20 protein-coding genes are annotated in these 19,260 nt (G+C 41.9%); 17 read left to right on the forward strand and 3 right to left on the reverse strand.

The features are described 5' to 3' along the window. Positions 1-564: 564 nt before the first annotated feature. Positions 565-930 (reverse strand): winged helix-turn-helix transcriptional regulator, encoded by a 366-nt coding sequence (locus tag HNR44_RS14740; protein ID WP_184405102.1) that lies wholly within the window; start codon positions 928-930, stop codon positions 565-567. Positions 931-1,055: 125 nt separating this feature from the next. Here HNR44_RS14740 and HNR44_RS14745 point away from each other — a divergent pair, with 125 nt between their 5' ends. The 11 genes from HNR44_RS14745 (at position 1,056) to HNR44_RS14795 (ending at position 10,242) form a co-directional block, all read left to right on the forward strand. Then, positions 1,056-1,493, forward strand: a complete 438-nt coding sequence (locus HNR44_RS14745; RefSeq protein ID WP_184405336.1) for an ATP-binding protein — start codon at positions 1,056-1,058, stop codon at positions 1,491-1,493. Between the two features lie 232 nt (positions 1,494-1,725). Then, positions 1,726-2,601, forward strand: a complete 876-nt coding sequence (locus tag HNR44_RS14750) for a helix-turn-helix domain-containing protein (RefSeq protein ID WP_184405103.1) — start codon at positions 1,726-1,728, stop codon at positions 2,599-2,601. 356 nt (positions 2,602-2,957) lie between these two features. Continuing rightward, complete coding sequence (locus tag HNR44_RS14755) at positions 2,958-3,137, forward strand: hypothetical protein (RefSeq protein WP_184405104.1); 180 nt, start codon at positions 2,958-2,960, stop codon at positions 3,135-3,137. A 68-nt stretch (positions 3,138-3,205) separates the two neighbouring features. Then, positions 3,206-3,964 (forward strand): SDR family NAD(P)-dependent oxidoreductase, encoded by a 759-nt coding sequence (locus HNR44_RS14760; protein WP_184405105.1) that lies wholly within the window; start codon positions 3,206-3,208, stop codon positions 3,962-3,964. A gap of 42 nt (positions 3,965-4,006) precedes the next feature. After that, positions 4,007-4,549 (forward strand): cupin domain-containing protein, encoded by a 543-nt coding sequence (locus HNR44_RS14765; protein ID WP_246407527.1) that lies wholly within the window; start codon positions 4,007-4,009, stop codon positions 4,547-4,549. A 508-nt stretch (positions 4,550-5,057) separates the two neighbouring features. Beyond that, positions 5,058-5,933, forward strand: a complete 876-nt coding sequence (locus tag HNR44_RS14770; protein ID WP_184405106.1) for a MurR/RpiR family transcriptional regulator — start codon at positions 5,058-5,060, stop codon at positions 5,931-5,933. A gap of 247 nt (positions 5,934-6,180) precedes the next feature. After that, positions 6,181-6,843, forward strand: coding sequence for an RraA family protein (locus HNR44_RS14775; protein ID WP_184405107.1), 663 nt, complete (start codon positions 6,181-6,183; stop codon positions 6,841-6,843). A 31-nt stretch (positions 6,844-6,874) separates the two neighbouring features. Beyond that, the gene (locus HNR44_RS14780) at positions 6,875-7,744 is read left to right on the forward strand and encodes an NAD(P)-dependent oxidoreductase (RefSeq protein ID WP_184405108.1); all 870 of its coding nucleotides are present in this window, start codon (positions 6,875-6,877) and stop codon (positions 7,742-7,744) included. A 27-nt stretch (positions 7,745-7,771) separates the two neighbouring features. Continuing rightward, a complete protein-coding gene (locus HNR44_RS14785; RefSeq protein ID WP_184405109.1) occupies positions 7,772-9,121 on the forward strand; it encodes a TRAP transporter large permease subunit in 1,350 nt (449 codons plus the stop codon). A gap of 13 nt (positions 9,122-9,134) precedes the next feature. After that, positions 9,135-9,362: a hypothetical protein gene (locus HNR44_RS14790; protein WP_184405110.1), complete on the forward strand. Its 228-nt coding sequence runs from the start codon at positions 9,135-9,137 to the stop codon at positions 9,360-9,362. A 307-nt stretch (positions 9,363-9,669) separates the two neighbouring features. After that, a complete protein-coding gene (locus HNR44_RS14795) occupies positions 9,670-10,242 on the forward strand; it encodes a Uma2 family endonuclease (RefSeq protein WP_246407563.1) in 573 nt (190 codons plus the stop codon). Positions 10,243-10,404: 162 nt separating this feature from the next. Here the strand turns inward: HNR44_RS14795 and HNR44_RS14800 are convergent, their stop codons facing one another. Continuing rightward, positions 10,405-11,166: an SDR family oxidoreductase gene (locus HNR44_RS14800; RefSeq protein WP_184405112.1), complete on the reverse strand. Its 762-nt coding sequence runs from the start codon at positions 11,164-11,166 to the stop codon at positions 10,405-10,407. A gap of 436 nt (positions 11,167-11,602) precedes the next feature. Continuing rightward, positions 11,603-11,842, reverse strand: coding sequence for a hypothetical protein (locus tag HNR44_RS14805; protein ID WP_184405113.1), 240 nt, complete (start codon positions 11,840-11,842; stop codon positions 11,603-11,605). Between the two features lie 204 nt (positions 11,843-12,046). Between HNR44_RS14805 and HNR44_RS14810 the strand changes: the two genes are divergently transcribed. From HNR44_RS14810 to HNR44_RS14835, 6 genes are all read left to right on the forward strand, one after another. After that, a complete protein-coding gene (locus tag HNR44_RS14810; protein WP_184405114.1) occupies positions 12,047-12,931 on the forward strand; it encodes a helix-turn-helix domain-containing protein in 885 nt (294 codons plus the stop codon). Positions 12,932-13,122: 191 nt separating this feature from the next. Next, positions 13,123-15,522, forward strand: a complete 2,400-nt coding sequence (locus tag HNR44_RS17525; RefSeq protein WP_221434324.1) for an AAA family ATPase — start codon at positions 13,123-13,125, stop codon at positions 15,520-15,522. A gap of 4 nt (positions 15,523-15,526) precedes the next feature. Beyond that, positions 15,527-16,699 (forward strand): McrC family protein, encoded by a 1,173-nt coding sequence (locus HNR44_RS14820; RefSeq protein ID WP_184405115.1) that lies wholly within the window; start codon positions 15,527-15,529, stop codon positions 16,697-16,699. 4 nt (positions 16,700-16,703) lie between these two features. Then, the gene (locus HNR44_RS14825) at positions 16,704-16,862 is read left to right on the forward strand and encodes a GIY-YIG nuclease family protein (RefSeq protein WP_184405116.1); all 159 of its coding nucleotides are present in this window, start codon (positions 16,704-16,706) and stop codon (positions 16,860-16,862) included. A 221-nt stretch (positions 16,863-17,083) separates the two neighbouring features. Next, positions 17,084-17,287: a hypothetical protein gene (locus tag HNR44_RS14830; RefSeq protein WP_184405118.1), complete on the forward strand. Its 204-nt coding sequence runs from the start codon at positions 17,084-17,086 to the stop codon at positions 17,285-17,287. A 1,683-nt stretch (positions 17,288-18,970) separates the two neighbouring features. Beyond that, positions 18,971-19,117 (forward strand): hypothetical protein, encoded by a 147-nt coding sequence (locus tag HNR44_RS14835; protein WP_184405119.1) that lies wholly within the window; start codon positions 18,971-18,973, stop codon positions 19,115-19,117. Positions 19,118-19,260: the final 143 nt, after the last annotated feature.

The following is a 19,260-nucleotide window of genomic DNA, read 5'->3' on the forward strand; positions in this document are numbered from 1 at the left end:
TATTTTATAAAGCTTGGTAACGATCGATAGGCTCCCCCATCTGGAGGGGGAGTATTTTTGTGCTTTTTTCGGCGAGCGGAACCATTATTTCGGCGCAAACCTTCGTTATTTCGGCGGAAAACCGTCGGAATTCGGCGCTTCAGAACGATAATTCGGCGTTACGACCCAGGAATTCGGCGAATTGCATTTATTCCGGGAGAAATGACTAATCTCTATAGACATTAGAGCGTCTGAAATCAAAGATCACCATTGGAAATGGGCTCCTGGTAGATTCAATGAAGGGCTGGACGAGTATGAGATACTTAGGGAGGAATAATTTAACAACAAGTAACATGACACCACAAATATCGAAAATGAGTCAATAGGAGGCATCATGAAGGGATATTTTACCAAATGATGAAGTGAGAATTAGTGTAAATGTAACTGTCAATCTCGCCTACCAACCACCAGAAAGTTCCAGTTAAATAAAAAAAGATTCCGTTGCGGTAAGCATTTTTTCTGGTTTTAGAATAAAGTTAAGTGATATTTTCGGTACTTGATCAATGAGTCACTGCCTCTCCCAACTTATACTGGCTCCACTTCATCTTCTCCATCTTTTTCCTTTGAACTTGCTACTTTTTCGGCGTGACGTTCTCCCCATGCACTCAGCGTTTCCAACATCGGCCGAAGGTCTTCGCCATAGGGTGTCAAGGAGTATTCCACCTTTGGTGGAACTTGATTATAGACCACCCGTTCAACTAAACCGTCCTCTTCCAATTCACGGAGTTGCTGGGTAAGCATTTTTTGAGTAATATCAGGAATTTCTTTCTTTAATTCCCCGAAACGTAATGTTCGTCCTAATAGATGGCAAAGAATAACCCCCTTCCATTTGCCGCAAACAACATCGAGGGTAATTTCTATATAATTATGGTATTCTCTCCTTAATTCCAATTGGGAACCTCCTTAGTATCTCTTAGAAACTATGAAACCAAAAAGTAAGTACTTGCAAGAGGAAATTTAGTAACAATACACTTAGTATAGAGAAAAGTGATACTGTCGGGAAGGGGGATACATCAATCTGGATAGAAGTTTGTAATGATGAAGATATTGTTTATGCACGGCAAGTAGCGAGAGATTGGGCACATCAAATCGGCTTTGGAAAATTGGACGCTACGAAAATCACCACGGCTGTTTCTGAACTCGCTCGAAACATTCTTGTGTACGCTGCAGTAGGGAAGATTGGCTTAGAAACATTAAATCAAAAAACGGGCATCAAAATCTCCGCGGTCGATCATGGACCGGGGATTGAAAATATACAACAAACGCTGGAAGATCATTATACAACTTCTGGTAGTTTGGGAGCGGGGCTGCCGGGAGTCAAACGTTTGATGGACGAATTCACCATTGATTCCGTTGTCGGGGAAGGAACAACAGTATGTACAACGAAATGGTTGAGAGCCACAAACCCCAATCCTATTTACAGAGAGAATGTATCTACGAAGGAGAGGAACTGAACGTGACGGTAGCTTAAAAGAACTACGCCCATTTCGCTTTGCACATTTTCTTTTCCTATACCTTCCACGCTTCTCGGCATCTTATTGGATCCAAAAATAATCCACAAAGACTTCTTTTCTAATGAAAGCGACGCCTCATGCTCCAGCCCATCATCATTTTGCTACTCCCCCCCTTTTTTTCTCTAAGTCTCGATATTCATAAAGAGAAGAAAAAAGAGGGAGCCGATCGACCATGACCGTCATACTTAGTAATGCTGATCTCAGTACTTATCAATCATTTTCGCCATTCACGAGCGTAGACGAACTCAATAACGCCATAAGAGTTCACTTGTACATGAACAAGCATGAGCTAACTGAGAGTGCTGTCGCTGTATTCAAGTTGATCACCCAACACGCGATGAAAGCAGTAGGCGTTGCGTTTCTAAAACACGAAATCATTGCCAGGCAAGTAGGCGTCTCTGTTTCCACAGTTAAACGAGGCATTCGTGTCCTCAAGGAGCGGAACATGATTGAAGTTCACCGTACGACACGTCGGCGTGGTAAAATCCGCGGCGGCTACGGTCACAATGTTTTTGTGATCGTTGAACCATCGGCTGACCGGTCGGAAATGAACGATCGAGAAGAGCCGAAAAACCCTGACGCAGCATACGTTCAACCAGAGCCAAAGCATACCGAAGCTTTGCCTTTTGAATCAAGCTCTCTTTCAGAGAAAAAAACAAGTTCTACACGTAAGGCTGCTGCCGGTGAGCAATTAGATTCATCTTTTGTGCCGGCTCATGTACCGCGGCCGTTCGTCCTGGCCACGAAACCATTCTTTGATGCCAACGGTATCTATAAACTCTGGGGACGTGCGATAAACGCGTACAATCAAGCGAGTGTTGAGGTCAATCTCAAGGATCACGACATTGTTCAATCGCTCGTAGGGGCGTTCAAGGGCGCGATGTTCATGAAAAAGACTGGGAGACTCCGCAAATCGTTAGCAGGATACTTTTACGGTTCATGTGTGCGCATTTTTGATCGTATCTATCATCAGGAGTTGGAGGAAATAAAGCAGCGATTAGGACGAGAATTCAGGGACGATCAATTGCCAAGGTGGTATAATCGTTGACGTGTAGTGTGGGTACTGCCGAAATATGAATGGCCGTATGGCCTTCCTAAAGGTTTAGTGCTTTTCCCATACATTTCCTACTTAGTTTTTACAATATGCCCTATGCCACCGGAGAAAAATTTGTATATGGCTTTGAGAGGTTCGTTTTGGAATAGCTGCGCGCCCATTTACCTGAAAGTTGAATTGAAAGCCCAAGAGACCGTATATTTAGGATAAGACGGTTCCATTTGTTTCGCCATCGATCTGGTCATTTACAATCAAGAAAAAGACCGGGTCAAGCGCGTCATCGACACGAAATACAATGAGGCCACCCCCCTTCACCGGCCGACAGCTCACAGGTCGTCACTTATGCGTTAATGAAAGCTTGCAAAGAAGCGGTGTTGTTGTATCCTACAGAAGATGTTGGCGGCTTTGATGAGAATGTGGGAGATATTCGGATGAGGCGGTTTGGTTTTGATTTGGCGAAGGACATGAAAAATAGCGGGAGAGTTTTGCTAGAGAAATTGTTTGACAATCATCATTATCAAAGCAAATGAAGAAATGCTTAATATAGGCTCAGGATGCGTCTCGAAAATAAAAAGCATAGGATAAGGGGGCACAAACATTGACACGTTTACAAGATAAAGTTGCGATTATTACCGGTGCAGCCGGAGGTATTGGTTTAGCAAATGCAAAGCTCTTTACAAAAGAAGGAGCGAAAGTCGTTGCCACTGATGTTCAAGTCGATCTTTTAGCAGAAGAAGCAAAGAAGATTCATGAGCACGGGGGTGAAATCACTGATCTTTACTTAGACGTTACTTCGGAAGATGAATGGAAGGAAGTAGTTCAGAAAACAGTGGAGACTTATGGGCATATTGATGTCCTCGTGAACAATGCAGGTATCCATATCCCCAATAAAATATTAGAAACGTCGTTGGATGAATGGCACAAGGTCATGAATGTGAACACGATGGGCATCTTTCTCGGCATGCGCGAAGTCATTCCGGAAATGCAAAAGGCTGGTAAGGGGTCCGTGATCAATATTGCATCGCTTGCAGCATTAACAGCTACAGGCGCTGCAAGTGGAAATGGAACAGCTTATAGCGCGTCAAAAGGCGCAGTACGTTCATTAACCAAACACGTTGCTGCTCATTTTGCAGACGAAAATATTCGTGCCAACTGTATCTTCCCTGGTCCTATCAAAACCCCAATAATGGGCGATCGGCAGGCAACGATTGCCGAAAGAAACAGAGACGTCGTTCCACTTCCGCCGCATTACGGAGAAGCGAGTGATATTGCATATGCAGCCCTCTATTACGCTTCAGAAGAATCCCGGTTTGTCACTGGAGATGAAACGGTGATCGATGGTGGATCGGTTATATAATTCATGAACATTTCCCCACTTAAGGCATAAGGTGCTCTTAAAATGATGAAGGGAATGAGCACGTTGTATTATATTCCGATCCCAACGGTATATCCCTATGCTTATGGCCCGTATGCACCCATCCATCACCCAGCTGATTTACCAAGACATTCGTACGGTAAAAAAGATCACCAAAAAGATCATGGGTCACAACCGTTTGTCCTCAACATCGAAGAAGCCGCCAAACAAAATCAAACGTTTCGTACTGCCCTATGGACAGGTGAACATTTGCAAGTGACCGTGATGAGTATAGATGTTGGAGGTGACATCGGTCTGGAAGTGCACCCTGAAATTGACCAATTTTTACGCATTGAATCAGGTCAGGGATTGGTACAAATGGGGGATCGTAAAGATCAATTGGATTTTGAAAGAAGGGTGTATGCTGATTATGCCATTATGGTACCTGCCGGCAAATGGCACAATATCACCAACACGGGAAATCGTCCACTTAAACTTTACACGATCTATGCGCCGCCTGAGCATCCATATGGCACCGTACATGAAACGAAAGAAATCGCAATGGCTGATGAAGAGCATCATATTTGAACGTCTTAGGTGGATGATTTTTCATCATGGTGTCCGGTAGTCGGGTCCCGATCTACAATAGAACTGTCCCTCAGGGGTAAGCAGTTCATCCGATGATAAAGTAGTACCCCACACAAATTTTGCGGTCTTAGGGTAGCTACTTTTTTCTGTCTTTTCTTCAAATATCATAAAATATACGAGAGTAATGACACCTATGCATAGGCTCAGAGCTTGTTAAGATGGCAGGTTGAGCGAGACTTCATTGTCACGACGATGTTAAGTGATCGTTGAACTGCTTGCTAACCCTAAGTTTAGCGAAATGCTTGCACATTAGCCTTTGTACGTAGTACAATTTTCCATGAGAAGGTGACTACCTCTCCTTTTTTTTATTTGCGTTTTTTAACCGCTGTTTAAAGCATCATCGCTTCATACACTGATATATCCGTTCAATTCCTTCCACCCGAAGATAGAGGAAAGGGTAGGTGAAATTCAAGCGAGCACAATTTCGACACAATTGGAGTAATAAAAAATGGATAATCCCATCACGAATATAAAAGAAAATATATCAGATCTAACCACTGCTCAACGAAGTGTCGCGGATTATATTTTAAAAAACCCTTATGAAGTGGCCTTTTTCACAGTTGATCAGTTAGCTCTTCACGTTGGCACGAGCACGACTACAATAATGAGATTGGCATTTAATTTAGGCTACTCGGGATATTCTGAGTTTCAAAAAGGCTTACAGGAAATTCTCAGGAGTCAAACAGCTCCTCACGCTCGCCTTGAGAGTAACTTAAAAAATATTGAAAATGATGACCTATGGTGGAACACAATAAATCACCATATTAATCAGGTTCAACAAATGACGGAACAAATATCTAGAGAACAACTGGATAAGGTAACCCAAAATATTATTTCAGCCAGACAGATCTTTTGTACCAGTGTGCGTAGTGGCCTTCCGGTAGGCCAATATTTGACGCATGGCTTGAATCGAACGTTAGGGAATTGCAAAATGATCATGGCAGATTCAAGTGATTGGGTAGATGACGTTATTTCCATGGAATCCACAGACTTAATCATTGCTACTAGTTTTCCGCGGTATGCGAAACGGATTATTGATTTTGTAAAAACAGCAAAGACACAAGGGGTACAAATTGTAGCGATTACAGATAATTATTCTGCGCCTATTGTGGATGATGCAGATATTATATTGCCATGTGATTCAAGCAGTCTCGCTTTTCATAATTCCCCAATAGGAGCGATGGTAGTGGCTGACTATCTCATTAACGCAACAGCTAGGAGAGGATTCGAAAAAACAAAACAGCGCTTAAATGAGGTAAATAAAGTGTTAACAAATATTAACTATCACCATGGTAAACCCCACCGTAGTGATGAAGGCATATAAACGCTAATAGATCCCATAATGCAGGGCAGATAAAAACACTTTCATATCACCATTGAAGGTGTTTTTTTTGATGTCTTGAAGATCTAATGATCAATTTGAGGCCATATAAATGAAAAAATATTAATAATATTTAGATATAAAACAAATACATGCAAGGGTTTACAAAATATCAATGAGGTGATACTTTAACAGTAATAAAAATTACTACTAAAAATAAAAAGTAATAAAAATTACTAAGGTGGTTGTTATGGATCGACAGCGGAAACGTCATTTGCTAAAAAGAATGAAAAAAATTGGTTCTACAGTCTATGCTGATGTTATGGATACCAATACTGGGATGGATTATAATGTTAAACCTGTAAATTTCAAAGAGCCATTAGTAGGTCAAGTACGGACGGTTTCTTTGCACCCGGGCGATAATTTATTTTTACATCATGCCATTTATAAGTCAGCTCCTGGGGAGATCCTTGTAGTCGATGGAAAGGGACATACGGAGGCAGCTTATTTAGGGGAACTAATGGCAGGTGCTGCACAGAAGTTAGGCTTAAAGGGTATTGTTATCGATGGACTTGTACGAGATAAAAAAGACCTTGGTGAATTGGATATTCAAATCTATGCAAAAGGTTTCGTATCAGCTGGTCCAACTAAAGAAGGCCCTGGATTATTTGATGAAACCATTTCTTGTGGTGGAGTGGTTGTTTCCCCCAATGATTATTTGGTGGCAGATGAAGATGGCGTAATAGTTATACCGGAATCTGTTATTGAAATCACCGTAGAGAAGGCCGAAAAAAAATTAGAATATGAAAAAGCCCGTTTACAAAAAATCCGTTCATATTCGAAAGAGGACGAAACGATTGGAACAATTGAACCCGATTGGTTACAGCAGAAAATGGAAAAATATAATCTATAATGCCCGGGTGATTAAGAAAAGAGGTTTGGAAATGAATATTGGATTTATAGGATTTGGAGAAGTTGGATATGAAATGTCAAAAGGCTTCAATAACCAGCAAAATCACAAAATTTATGTTTATGACCCCTTATTTGAAAGAAAAGAAACCATTCAACGAGCGAAAGAAGCACACACTACATTGTTTGATGACCCTATAAAAGTTGCGCAAAAATCCCTTGACGTATTGTTCGTCGCGGTACCAGCTTCCTATGCAGTTGAAGCGTGGGAAACAGTCTGGGCACATTTAAATCATAAAACTTTTTATGTGGACCTCTCCACGGCTAGTGCGGCTACTAAGCAGCAGATTAATACCGGGATGATGGAAAAGGGCATCCGATCTTTTATAGACGGAGCTATTATGGGTCCATTAAAGGAGGGGCAACATAAAGTTCCAACTAGCGTGAGCGGTTACAAAGCCGAGGAATTTGTTCATTGGGGTAATGACCTTGATATGAATCTTACGTTCGTTAGTACAGGTGTTGGGGACGCTACAAATATAAAATTCATACGAAGTATTTTTACAAAAGGACTGTCAACGTTACTACATGAAGTTATGGAAATAGCAGAGTTAAATCAGTTAGAAGACACTATTTTGGAATCGATTACAGAAACAATGGATAAAGAGCCCTTCGAAAAAATTATGAATAGATTAATCACGGGGAATGTACTGCACGCAGAACGACGGGTAAAAGAAATGGATAATGTTATAGACTTTATAAAATCCCACAATCAAGAACCGCATATGACAAACGCCACACGTAATAAGTTAATAGCTCTCGCTAATAAGAATTTAAATAATCAATATAATGGGGAAGCCCCACAAGATTGGAAATCTGTCATACGAATGATCAATAGAACTTGATAAATCCGAAAAAAAGGAGGGGTAATTATGGGCATTATTGCTCTGATTATTTTTGTAAGCGCATTAATTATTTGGGGCGTCAAATTAAGAAGAAACTTAGGTGAAGGAGCCTTAGTTGGATTTCTAGCCATTGTTCCATTGGGAGGAATTGAAGCGCCCTCCTTATTTCTTGAAGGGCTTACATTTGCATCTACATTTTCCGTTTTGTATGCTGCTATTGCCTTTGTTTTTATGGCTTATGTGATTGATAAATTAGGAATTGTCGATCGTTTATTAGCTATTTTAAACTCTTTAGTCGGAAAACTTCCCGGAGCACCGGCCCTTATGGACCTGTTTGGGTCTACTGCATTGGGAACGTTATCAGGTGGTGACTCCGGAAACACTGCAGCCACAGGCTCTATTACAGGGCCATGGATGCTTCGAAGTAAGTGGGAAAAAGACAAAGCTGCTATGACTATGGTAGGGAACGGTGGACTAGCTTCTGTTTTCCCGCCAACGACCTCCATGTTTATCGTATTAGGGTTTGCGCCTGTGGCCGCGGCAATTACCACTGGAGAATACTTTTTAGCTTTATTCGTAGCAGGTGTATATCAGCTTCTGCATCGTTTAATATTGATTGGATTCTTTGTGAAAAAACAAAATATCAAAGCGTTTCCTTCAGAATCTTTGTTTCCTTTAAGTGTATCATTCAAAAATGGATGGACGTCTTTGCTACTTTATGTTGGGGCAATTATTCCTTTAGTCATTACGATTGGTCCTTTAGCAGATTGGCTGAGTGGAATTCCAACGCTTGGCGAAGAGGCTTTAGATAGTATTGATATCGTGATGTGGATTCCTACATTAATGATTATCCTTGCCTTTTTAATTGGTAGAAAAGCTTTACCCAAATCACCCTCTGAATTCTCGGAATTTATCAGAAAATCGATCCCGCGTTTTACTACTATTGGTGCCTTAATATTTTTTGCGGTTGCTGCAAGTGAAGTATTAACTGAATTAGGGTTATCTGATAATATTGCGCAATTCATGGATACTGTGAACGCACCCGCTTGGCTTACAGTCATTATCCTAGGGATAGGAGTTACAATAATCGCAGGTCCATTGACTTCAACCGGTACGTTAACCGCGGTAGGATTGGTTTCTTATGAAATATTAGTAGCGGCTGGCTTTTCGCCTTTAATTTCGGCTGTAGTTGTACTGACTTTTGCATCCACTTCTGCGCAAATGCCGCCGGCATCCGGTTCCATCTATATTGCTTCCGGAATTGTTGGAGCGAAGCCTGAAAATATATTTGTACGACTTATACTTTATTATGCCTTGCCGGTTATTTTAATAGGCTGGTTGATTGCTATGGGTATATTACCAATACCAGGTCAATAAGGACGGTGATAAAATGCAAAAGATGTTGGAAAGACTATTTACGATCAGCTTAGTATTATCTTTAACCCTTGCATTCCTTATGATATTGTTACAAATGATTGGTTTAGTCATTGGAGATGGTCAATTGATGGTTCAGGCCAGTGAATGGCTAACGCAGCCGACCATCATTTTAGCTGCTGTTTTCTCAGGCATTGCTTTTATTTTAGGGTACTTTCCAAAATACCGGGAAAGCAAGGGTTAATGAGCGGAGTAGAAGGTATACCAACGGACCACCAGAATGTGTACTTACTAAAAGTACAGTTCACTTAAGCAAGGTGACTATCCCATTAAGCTTGTAGGGCTCGGGGTAGTCACTTTTTTCATTGTCATCATTTTGTAGCAATGAAATAGACGTGTGTCAAAATCGCTTCGCATTTAAATGCACGCCTCATCAGCATCGCCGATAACATCCGATTGAAGCATTTGTAGTGGGTGAAAAAATTCGCAGGCAGCTTTGGGTGGCGTCTGTATGATATAATGGTCAAAAACAGGTGGTGATGATATTGTCAATGCCACAAGAATACACAAATGGATCATCTTCTTATGCCGACTATTTGCAATGGGACGAAGATTTTCGATGCGAAGCATTTGATGGTGTGATTGTGAAAATGACACCATCACCCACTCCCGGGCATCAAGAAATTCAGCTAGAGCTAAGCGTGGAATTTGGTACATTTCTACGAGGGAAAGAATGCAAGCTTTTTACCGCACCTTTAGATGTTTGCTTATTCGCAACGTCGGAAACACCGAATGAAGAGATAAAAAATTGGGTTCAACCCGATTTGATGATCGTCTGTGACCCAAAAAAGATCGAGGAAAAGCGAATCATTGGCGCACCTGACCTGGTTATTGAGATCCTTTCACCGGCTACAGCACGCATTGATCGTTTGACAAAGTATCATAAGTACGAAGAAGCCGGTGTTAAGGAATACTGGGTTGTAGATCCGCATCACGAAACGGTGGAGGTTTTTGTTCTTCAAGATCAATCATTCGAGCGAACAAATGTTTTTACAAAAAGCGATGCCGTAAAGGTGAGTCTTTTCCCGGATTTTGAAGTACCGTTGAATAAAATTTTTCCATGAGCACCCGCCTCAATGGGGTGTTTTTAATCCCGTGAGGATTTGCTTCGAGTGAGTAAAAGTCGATGTGTGAAAAAATGAGCTCGGGTTATAAATAAAGCTATCCTGCTAAAGATGCTGCAAGGATAGCTTTTGTCGTGTCTTTTCCCAAGGCTTTCTCCCATACTAAAACGCAGCACTCCAGCCTCCGTCAGCTGGGATAACCGCCCCGTTCAGAAAGCTGGAATCATCCGAGGCTAAAAACAAGGCAACATTCGCAATTTCCTCCGATGTACCCGTTCGAGGCATGACCGATTGGGGTATTTTCGTACGTTCCATACCGAATTGGCTTACCCCTGTCATAGATGCGCTAATATTTGTTTCGACGCCGCCCGGTGCAATCGCATTGCAGCGAATCCCTTTGTCGGCATACATATATCCTGTATTTTTTGTCAGCCCCACAACAGCATGTTTGGATGCCGTATAAATGGCACCTGAATGCGCCCCGTTTAACCCGCCGGATGAAGCTGTATTGATAATTACCCCATCCCCCTTTTCCAGAAAAATAGGCATTGCCTTGAGGGTCGCACGCATTACTGCTTTTGTATTGACATCAAAAACGAGCTCCCATTTATCATCATCAATCTCGCCAACCGGTTCAAATCCATCCATAATCCCCGCATTGTTCACCAAAATATCCAATGTACCGAATTCCTTCACTGCCGTATCGATCATATTGTCGATATCCGCTGATTCTGCTACGTTTGCTTTGACTGCTTTTGCCTGTCCACCAGATGAAACGATCCCTTGAACAACTTCATCGGCACCTTCCTGATTAAGGTCGACAACAACAACTTTTGCACCTTCATTCGCATACAAAGTCGCAATCGCCTTTCCCATTCCAGACGCTGCCCCGGTAACAACAGCAACTTTTTTGTCCAATTTCATGCTGATCGCCTCCATTTTGCAGTTTTTCTACCACACCTATAGTATACAATAGTTCCCCGACTGCTGGCTGAGAGATGGGAGATCGTTGATAAGTTTTCGAGGATTTCAATATAAAAAAAGCCGCTGGTGGCTACTGCACCAACGATCCAATCAGCAATTGCGGACATTCAGTGGTACCAATTGTGGGTCAAAAAAGAAATGTCAAAGAGAGCTGACGCATCTTTTTTAAAAAAAGACAGGAACGCTTTCGCTTCTGCGAAGAGTCCTGCCAATCGTTGTAAGTTTCACTCACCGCATATGCGGTGAGTGAAAATCATGTTTCATGAAAAGAATGTTTACTTTTAGCAACTGTACATAGTATAATGATTGCAAAGAAGGAATAATCTAAAAAAGACCGCTAGTGCTCCAACACCAACGGTCCCAACAGAACTTGTACTCACTTAAAGTGCAGTTCACCAGGAAAGGTGACTACCCCTTCAAGCTTGTGGTGCTCGGGGGAGTCACTTTTTTTTACTATCAGAAATAAAAATTTATGGATGATAGCATAAGAAAAGACTTCGGCTTTCGCCATAATTGGCGAAAGCCAAGTTTTTCTAACATTGTCCTCTTTTTTTGCCATGAAATAGACGAGCGTCGAAATAGCTGTGCAGAGCATCAGCGCTTCATACACTGTCATAAGCGATCACCTCCTCTCACCCATAAGAGATGGGAAGAAAGGAAGGTGAACTGCACCCCGAGCACATTCTGTTGTTATTGTAGTATATCATTAAACTCTAGTCATTTGGATATAAATTCTAGCAAATATTAGTAGTAATACCCCCCTTTTTTCTTCAAAAGTGTTGATATCCCTATCGAGAAGAAAAAAATAGGGGGCTATTTTGTGCATCCATTTCTAAGCAATGCCGATCTCTGCTCATACAAATCGCTGTCGCCATTCACGAATGTAGGAGAACTTAACCGGGCGATTCGCAGGCACTTATACGTCCATTCACACGAATTAACAGAAAATGCCGTCGCTGTTTTCAAATTGATTGCTCGTCATGCAGTGAAGACCGTCGGTGTGGCTTTTTTAAAATATGAAGTCATGGCCGCTCAAGTCGGCGTTTCGTCCTCAACGGTCAAGCGGATCATTCGTGTACTTAAAGAGCGGCAGATGATCGAAGTTCATCGCACGGTGAGACAGCGCGGTAAGGTGCGTGGCGGGTACGGCCATAACGTGTTTGTCATCGTTGATCCATCGACTGATCCGTCGGAAATGAACCATCGATCAATCCCGGAAAATACTGATGCATCAAACGTTCAGCCTGAACAAAAAGAAAACGAAGCTTTGTCTTTTGAAGCAAACTCCCTTTCAGAGAAAAAAGAACCCATTCGTAATACACGTAAAGCCGTCGCGAATGAAAAATTCGACGCATCATTCGTCCCGACCCATGTCCCCCCCCTCTTCGTTACAGCGGCTAAACCTTTTTATGACGCGGAAGGTATTTATAGACTCTGGGGTCGCGCGGTAAGCGCATATAAATATATCAACACCGATGCCGATCCCATGGAAGAAGCCATTGTACATTCGATTGTGCAGGCGTTTAAAGGCGCGATGTTTATGCAAAAAACCGGCCGTTTGCGCGGTTCATTAGCAGGCTACTTTTACGGCGCGTGCAAACGGATTTTTGAACGGGTCTATGAAGAGGAACTCGACGAATTATGGCAAGAACGAATGCACAACATCAGGGAAGGAGATTTACCGGCTTGGTTGACGGCAGAGTGAAAAATATTTACTTTTAGCAACTGAGCATAAAAAGTGTAGTTCACCTAGTAAGTTAATCACCTGTCAGCGGGATTTTTCATATTTATTTTTTCACTCCTGACAGAAGTTGTCAGGGGAGTTTTTATAATAGAAATATAGATGCTTCACCGTGTATGATCATAAATAGAGGAAAGAAACGGAGGTTACAAATAGTGGTTACACTTGCCGAACATTATCAAGCTTTTAAAAATGATCGGTTGAATCAGCTGATCCTGAACATCAGGCGTTTTCGTGCAGCGCAATTAAGAGTGATGCTAGCCGATGGAACGGAGATGGACGTGGAAACATTCAATAAGGAAGTCTGGGTGCTTGGAGATGCCTATTTAGGGAATGAAAAAATCGACGTCTATCAGCTGGATCATGAGAGGGATGTCGATAAGATCAGCGAATTAGAAGACGCGCTTCAAAATCAAACATTAACCTATAAGGGAAACGCTATGTGGGGCTCAGGAACAAGGGTTTTTGGTTCGATGTTAAAAGATGATGATGATAAAATCGATTTGATCCAAGATGCTTTAGCTATTTTGAACGAAGAAGCGTATAACCCGGCGGAAAAGGCTTTACAAATTCAAAAAATCAAGGGCTTTGGTCCAAATATCTCTACTGGATTGGTAATGGTTTTCCATCCGGAACAATTCATGATTTACAATGAAAAATCAAAAGAGGCGTGTCGATTAATATACGGTGAAACTGATAATCTGGCGGATTTTCAGCAATATATGCAACAATTGAAAGAGGATTTACATATTGAAGATTTTCTGGAGTTGGATTTTTTCTTGTATTCGTGGTTGCGAAACGAGTCCGGGCGCTCAGATAATCAAATGGCCTTTCCGTTTTCTAACATATTCGCAAATGAGAAAGAGGCACAATGGGCGTTTGATTTTATCGCGGATGTGATGGGTAAGCTGGGGATCAACAGCTCGGATGATGAGCGTTTGTCGATGACTTATCGCAGGAACATGAATGGCATACATGTAAATTTTTGCCATTGGATTATATTAGGTGTGTACCGGTCGGGGGATTTACGTATTCCATTGTTTCGGAAATATGAAGGTTTCCAGCAAATCGAAAGAATTGATTCTTTTGCCCAAAAAGAAAACGAACCGGAAGTTTCAGGTTTTAGGTGTTCGATCGATCAATTAAATGATGAAATTCTAGAGGCACTTGATGAAACACTTATATTTATTGGTGAACGTTTTAGCCATTATTCGAAATCTCCTTTTAGAGTTCATCATCTTTCAAAGCTTGCTCATGCAGTGTTTAAACCAGAAACCAGACCGCAATTATTGCAAGAAGGCATCGTCGATCATGAAGAGAATCGAAAAATTCCGGGAATAGTCAACTATTGGATCTTTCAAGGAAACTCCAATGTGTTTGATGTCATTGGGCATTTAAAAGAAGAAGGCGTACAGCCTTGGACAATAAATGCCCATCAGAACAAAATCAAGCCCGATGATAAAGTGATCGTTTGGATGACAGGTGCAGAGTCAGGTTGTTACGCCCTGGGAACGGTTGTTTCTGGGGTCTATGAAATTGAAGCAGGGGATTATAAGTGTGACTTGGAAATAGATTGGAAACTCATTGAAAATCCAATAATGAAAGAGGAAACAAAAGAAGAGGAAGCTTTACAAAATCTAAAAGTTGGAAATCAAGGGACGAATTTTCAGGCAACCCAAGAAGAGTATGAAGTGATGGTCCAATTAGCAGAGGCCAAAGTCCAGACAACCAGCCAAAATCCAGAATACACCATTGAAGATTTACAGGCTGAAACGGGCATGGTTGCTGTTAAAGTGAAGCGGTGGTTAAGATCCTTGCACCGAAAAGGGCAGGCGATTCTCTATGGTCCTCCCGGAACGGGAAAAACATATATGGCCGAGAAAATGGCCAAGCATTTAATCGGCGGGAATGACGGCTTTTATGAAATCGTGCAATTTCATCCGGCATATGCCTACGAGGATTTCATCCAAGGCATACGTCCTGAAAAAACAGAAGATGGATTAGATTATCCGCTAAAAGATGGACGGTTTCTGGGGTTTTGTCAAAGAGCAAAAAGAAAGGAAGGCAATTGCGTTCTCATTATCGATGAGATCAATCGTGCCAATATCTCCCGTGTGTTTGGCGAATTGATGTTTTTATTGGAATACCGTGAACAAAAGATGTCACTTGCGGGTGGGGAGGAACTGAGTATCCCGCCGAACGTTAAAATTATCGGTACGATGAATACGGCCGATCGATCAATTGCGATTATGGATAATGCGCTGCGTCGGCGTTTTGCTTTTCTATCATTGAGTCCGAATTATGATATTCTACGAAACTATCATCAGAAAGACATCGAAGGGCTCATTTCCACATTACAAGCAATTAATCGTCAGATCGGTGATGCAAATTTTGAATTAGGCATTTCATTTTTCTTGATGGAAAACCTGGATGAAGAGTTGGAAGATATCTGGAGAATGGAGATTGAACCTTATCTTGAAGAGTATTTCTTTGACCAGCCGGACAAAACTGAAATGTTTCGCTGGGAGCAAGTGAAGGATAGACTGCAGGTGTAATTTTATGAAATGGTATCCGCTCACAGAGTATAAACCAGGTTATTTTACAACGTTGGCTGCAGGAGAAAAAGTATGGAGGAGTTATACTGATCAAATTTCAGTGGAGTTTCCGTCTCCGAAAACAGATGGAAAGTGGAAGCTTACGCCCCAAGGGTGGGTTGGTTTTCTTCCGCTTTCCAAAGAAGAAGGCATTCAGCTTCGCCCGAAAGTGCCGCTTGCCAACTTGTTTCAAATGTTGGAATACGCTTATCAGTTAAAGAGCTTTCATTTTTTGGATGGCTCGGTACAAAGCGAAACCGTCCAAAAGTTGTTTGAGCGGTTGGCTGTTCATTTGGCAACGCAGGTATCCACACGCACTAGAAAAGGGTTATATCGTCAGTATATGGACCAGATCGATGAAGGACCATTTTTACGCGGAAAGATGGATGTACAGCACCGCATTCGGAATGCCTGGAACGTGAATATTCGCAGTGAATACCAGGAACACGAAGCTGACATTGAGGACAACAGAATTTTATTGTGGACGTTATATAAAATCATGCAAAGTGGCATATGCCGGGAACCATCGCTGCTAGTGCTACGGCACGCATATCGCGGCCTCAAAGACGCAGCATCCTTAACGCCGATGTCAGCATCAGCCTGCACAGGGAGAATTTACAACCGTCTGAATCAAGACTACAAACCGATGCACGCCTTGTGCCGCTTCTTTTTGGAAAACATTGGCGCCCACCATACCCGCGGTGATCGCACGATGAGTCCTTTCATCGTAAATATGGCTCAACTCTTTGAAAGTTTTGTTGCAGAATGGTTGAAATTGCACTTGCCGAAAAACTATGAGTTGAAAACGCAAGAGAACGTGAAGCTTGGACAGGATGGAGCTGTTCGCTTTGCTATCGATCTTGTCATCTATGATAGGGAACTTGACAGGGTCAAATGCGTCGTGGATACGAAATACAAAAATACCGGAACTCCAGAATCTGCCGACGTTTCGCAGGTCGTCACCTATGCGGTAATGAAAGATTGCAAGGAAGCCGTGTTGTTGTACCCGACCGAAGACGTTGATCCTCTCGATGAATATGTCGGAGATATACGGGTGAGAAGGCTCGGCTTTGATCTGTCGTGGAACTTGGAAGAGAGTGGAGAAAGATTTCTTAACACATTACTTGCTGGAGGTTAAGCGAATGTACAAGACATTTTCCAAAGAAATGATGGAGCAATGGCAGTATTACGTCTACATTTATGTAGACCCGGATACGCTAGAGATCTTTTATGTCGGAAAAGGAAATCGGGCATTTTCACATTTAGAGGACAAGTCAGATACAGCGAATAACCAAGGATAGAAATCCTCATCCATGGGTTGGAAGAAGAGCTGACAGCGTTGCAGCGATTAATGGCTCAATTAAAAAGTGGATGTAGAAGAACCAGCGCTGCTTATACGTCTAACGGACAGTTTTCGTTTTGAAATGAGTGAAGTTGAACTTTAGGATGCCGAGCGTGGCACTTGGAGAATAGGAGAAAGACGCAATAAAATAAAATACGTCTTAGCTGTCATGACGGTGTCGTGCAAGAAGTTTATCAAGTCGCCACATGGCTACCTGCCGGATCAACGTTCTTCTCTAGAGGAATGTTGGATGACAGCCCGGGAAGATGGGAATTTGTAGGCCAAAAAGCCCCTGAAGAAATACGAAATAAAGACAACGACCACTCCGTTGAACATCTCTTTCCGAAAAGCGCGCAAAATCCAATTAAGTATGTGAATGTGTAAGCCGATTCACTCGCGACCCTTTTTTCAGTTGCATGTTTGCTCATGTGCATAGTATAATAAATTAAAGGAAGCATAATCTAAAAAAGACCGCTGGTGCGGCTACACCAACGGTCCCAACAGAACTTGTACTACTTAAAGTGCAGTTCACCTAAACAAGGTGACTACCCCTTCAAGCTTATCCGGCTCGGGGTTGTCACTTTTTTTCATTGTCTTCTTTTTTGACAATAAAATAGACGAGCGTCGAAATTGCTGTGCAAAGCATCAGCGCTTCATACACTGTCATAAGCATTCACCTCCTCTCACCCATAAGAGCTGGGAAGAAAGGAAGGTGAACTGCACCCCGAGCACATTCTGTTGTGATTGTAGTATACCATTGTTTTCTAGCAACTTGGAGATAAAATTCTATTATTTAATATTGACTCCTCTATATTACCTCCACACCCTAGCAAATACTCCCTCGCTGTCGAAATTCCGGTAAGAAGAAAAACAAAGAATTGCTGTTCCCTGACAGAAGTTGTCACCTTGGCAGCTATAATTACAGTTGAGTGAATATGGCACGAACGAGGAGAAGATCCTCATAAAATATTTTTTTCTGTTTGCTGCGGTAATCACAGGTTGTAACACTGAAGTCGAAGGTCATTACTACAAATGAGTATTCGAAAAAAGGATTGTATACACTTGGTCGACCGTTTAGATGAAAAGAGCACTTATGACTTTTTAAAATTCTTAATCGACTCGGCTTCTTCTTTAAAACAACGGTTGGGACGATCTGATCGAAAGGCCGATAGTCATCATATGCTGAAACTCTATCCAACCAATGAAGATAGTTTATTGCAGTCTTTGGTTGGATGGAACTTAATCTGGAAGGATGGAGCGAGCCTACAAAAGGGTATGCTCTCCCTTATGATATCCTTTTCCAGCAAGTTATTTCAATTTGTGCCGAAACGAACGGTATCACCGCAGAAAACTTAATCACGGCCATTAAAAGGAATTAAATCTTTTTTTCGTTTAACAGGGAACAGGTCCAAACATATCAAACGTAGAATTTTATTCAAGGCGATAATTTTATCTTGGCGGGAAAGCTATGAACCATTAAGGAAATCAATGAGGATACCAATAAAATCCACGTGACACCCGCGGTAGATGGAAACCCTCCCCGATACGCTAGTGTTAAAGGCAAAATGCATCCTAAGATCGGGGAGAAGATGCCGCCATATTATATGGGAATGAAACCTTTGCATATTTAGATCGGAATGCACAAGCCATGCTTGACGATCAAAGGCATAAGTATCATGAAGCAAAGCTTTCTGAGTATCAGTGACCCTTATGGATTCAGAATAATGGCTGGATACTGGAAACATTTTTAGGCACAAGAATAACCCGGACATTGGCATGGATGTTGAAAACCCTGGGGGCTGAGGTTGCAAGGGTTGAAGACTACAAAATAGAGGGGCGCCAACTGTAGACATTGAAGACAAATGGCAAGAATTGAAGGTAGTTGAGTGGAACTATAACAAACTATCGTGAAAGTTTCATGTAAAAATATAGCCGATATCTGCCGGGGTCTTTATATCACCAATTGCATGAAGCCCATGAAGTAGACTTGGCAGGGGCGTTAGACTTTCTACAAAACAGGAAAATTAAGATCATTCAGCAAACAAAGGAAGAGGAGGAAGCCAACCGATGAATAGCTTCCGAAGTTTTCTGTATAAGTTCGCGCGTATTCTTGGGGATGTTAACGCGGTAAAGAAAGGGAGAGTAGGCAAACGTGTAGGCCGACGTGTGGCCGGTCGGGCAACAGGAAAGACCATGAGAAAATTATTCAAGTAGTCCGTTGCTCCCCTTGAAGGGGTGCTTTTTAATATAAAAGTTAAAGAATTGATGCTCTCTGACGCTAATTGTCACCTTGATGCTTACAATATAAGATGATCGTTTTACTAATTTCTTTCGTCAATTTACAATGGAGATAAAGT

Source organism: Geomicrobium halophilum (assembly GCF_014207655.1).
GTDB classification, from domain to species: domain Bacteria; phylum Bacillota; class Bacilli; order Bacillales; family Marinococcaceae; genus Geomicrobium; species Geomicrobium halophilum.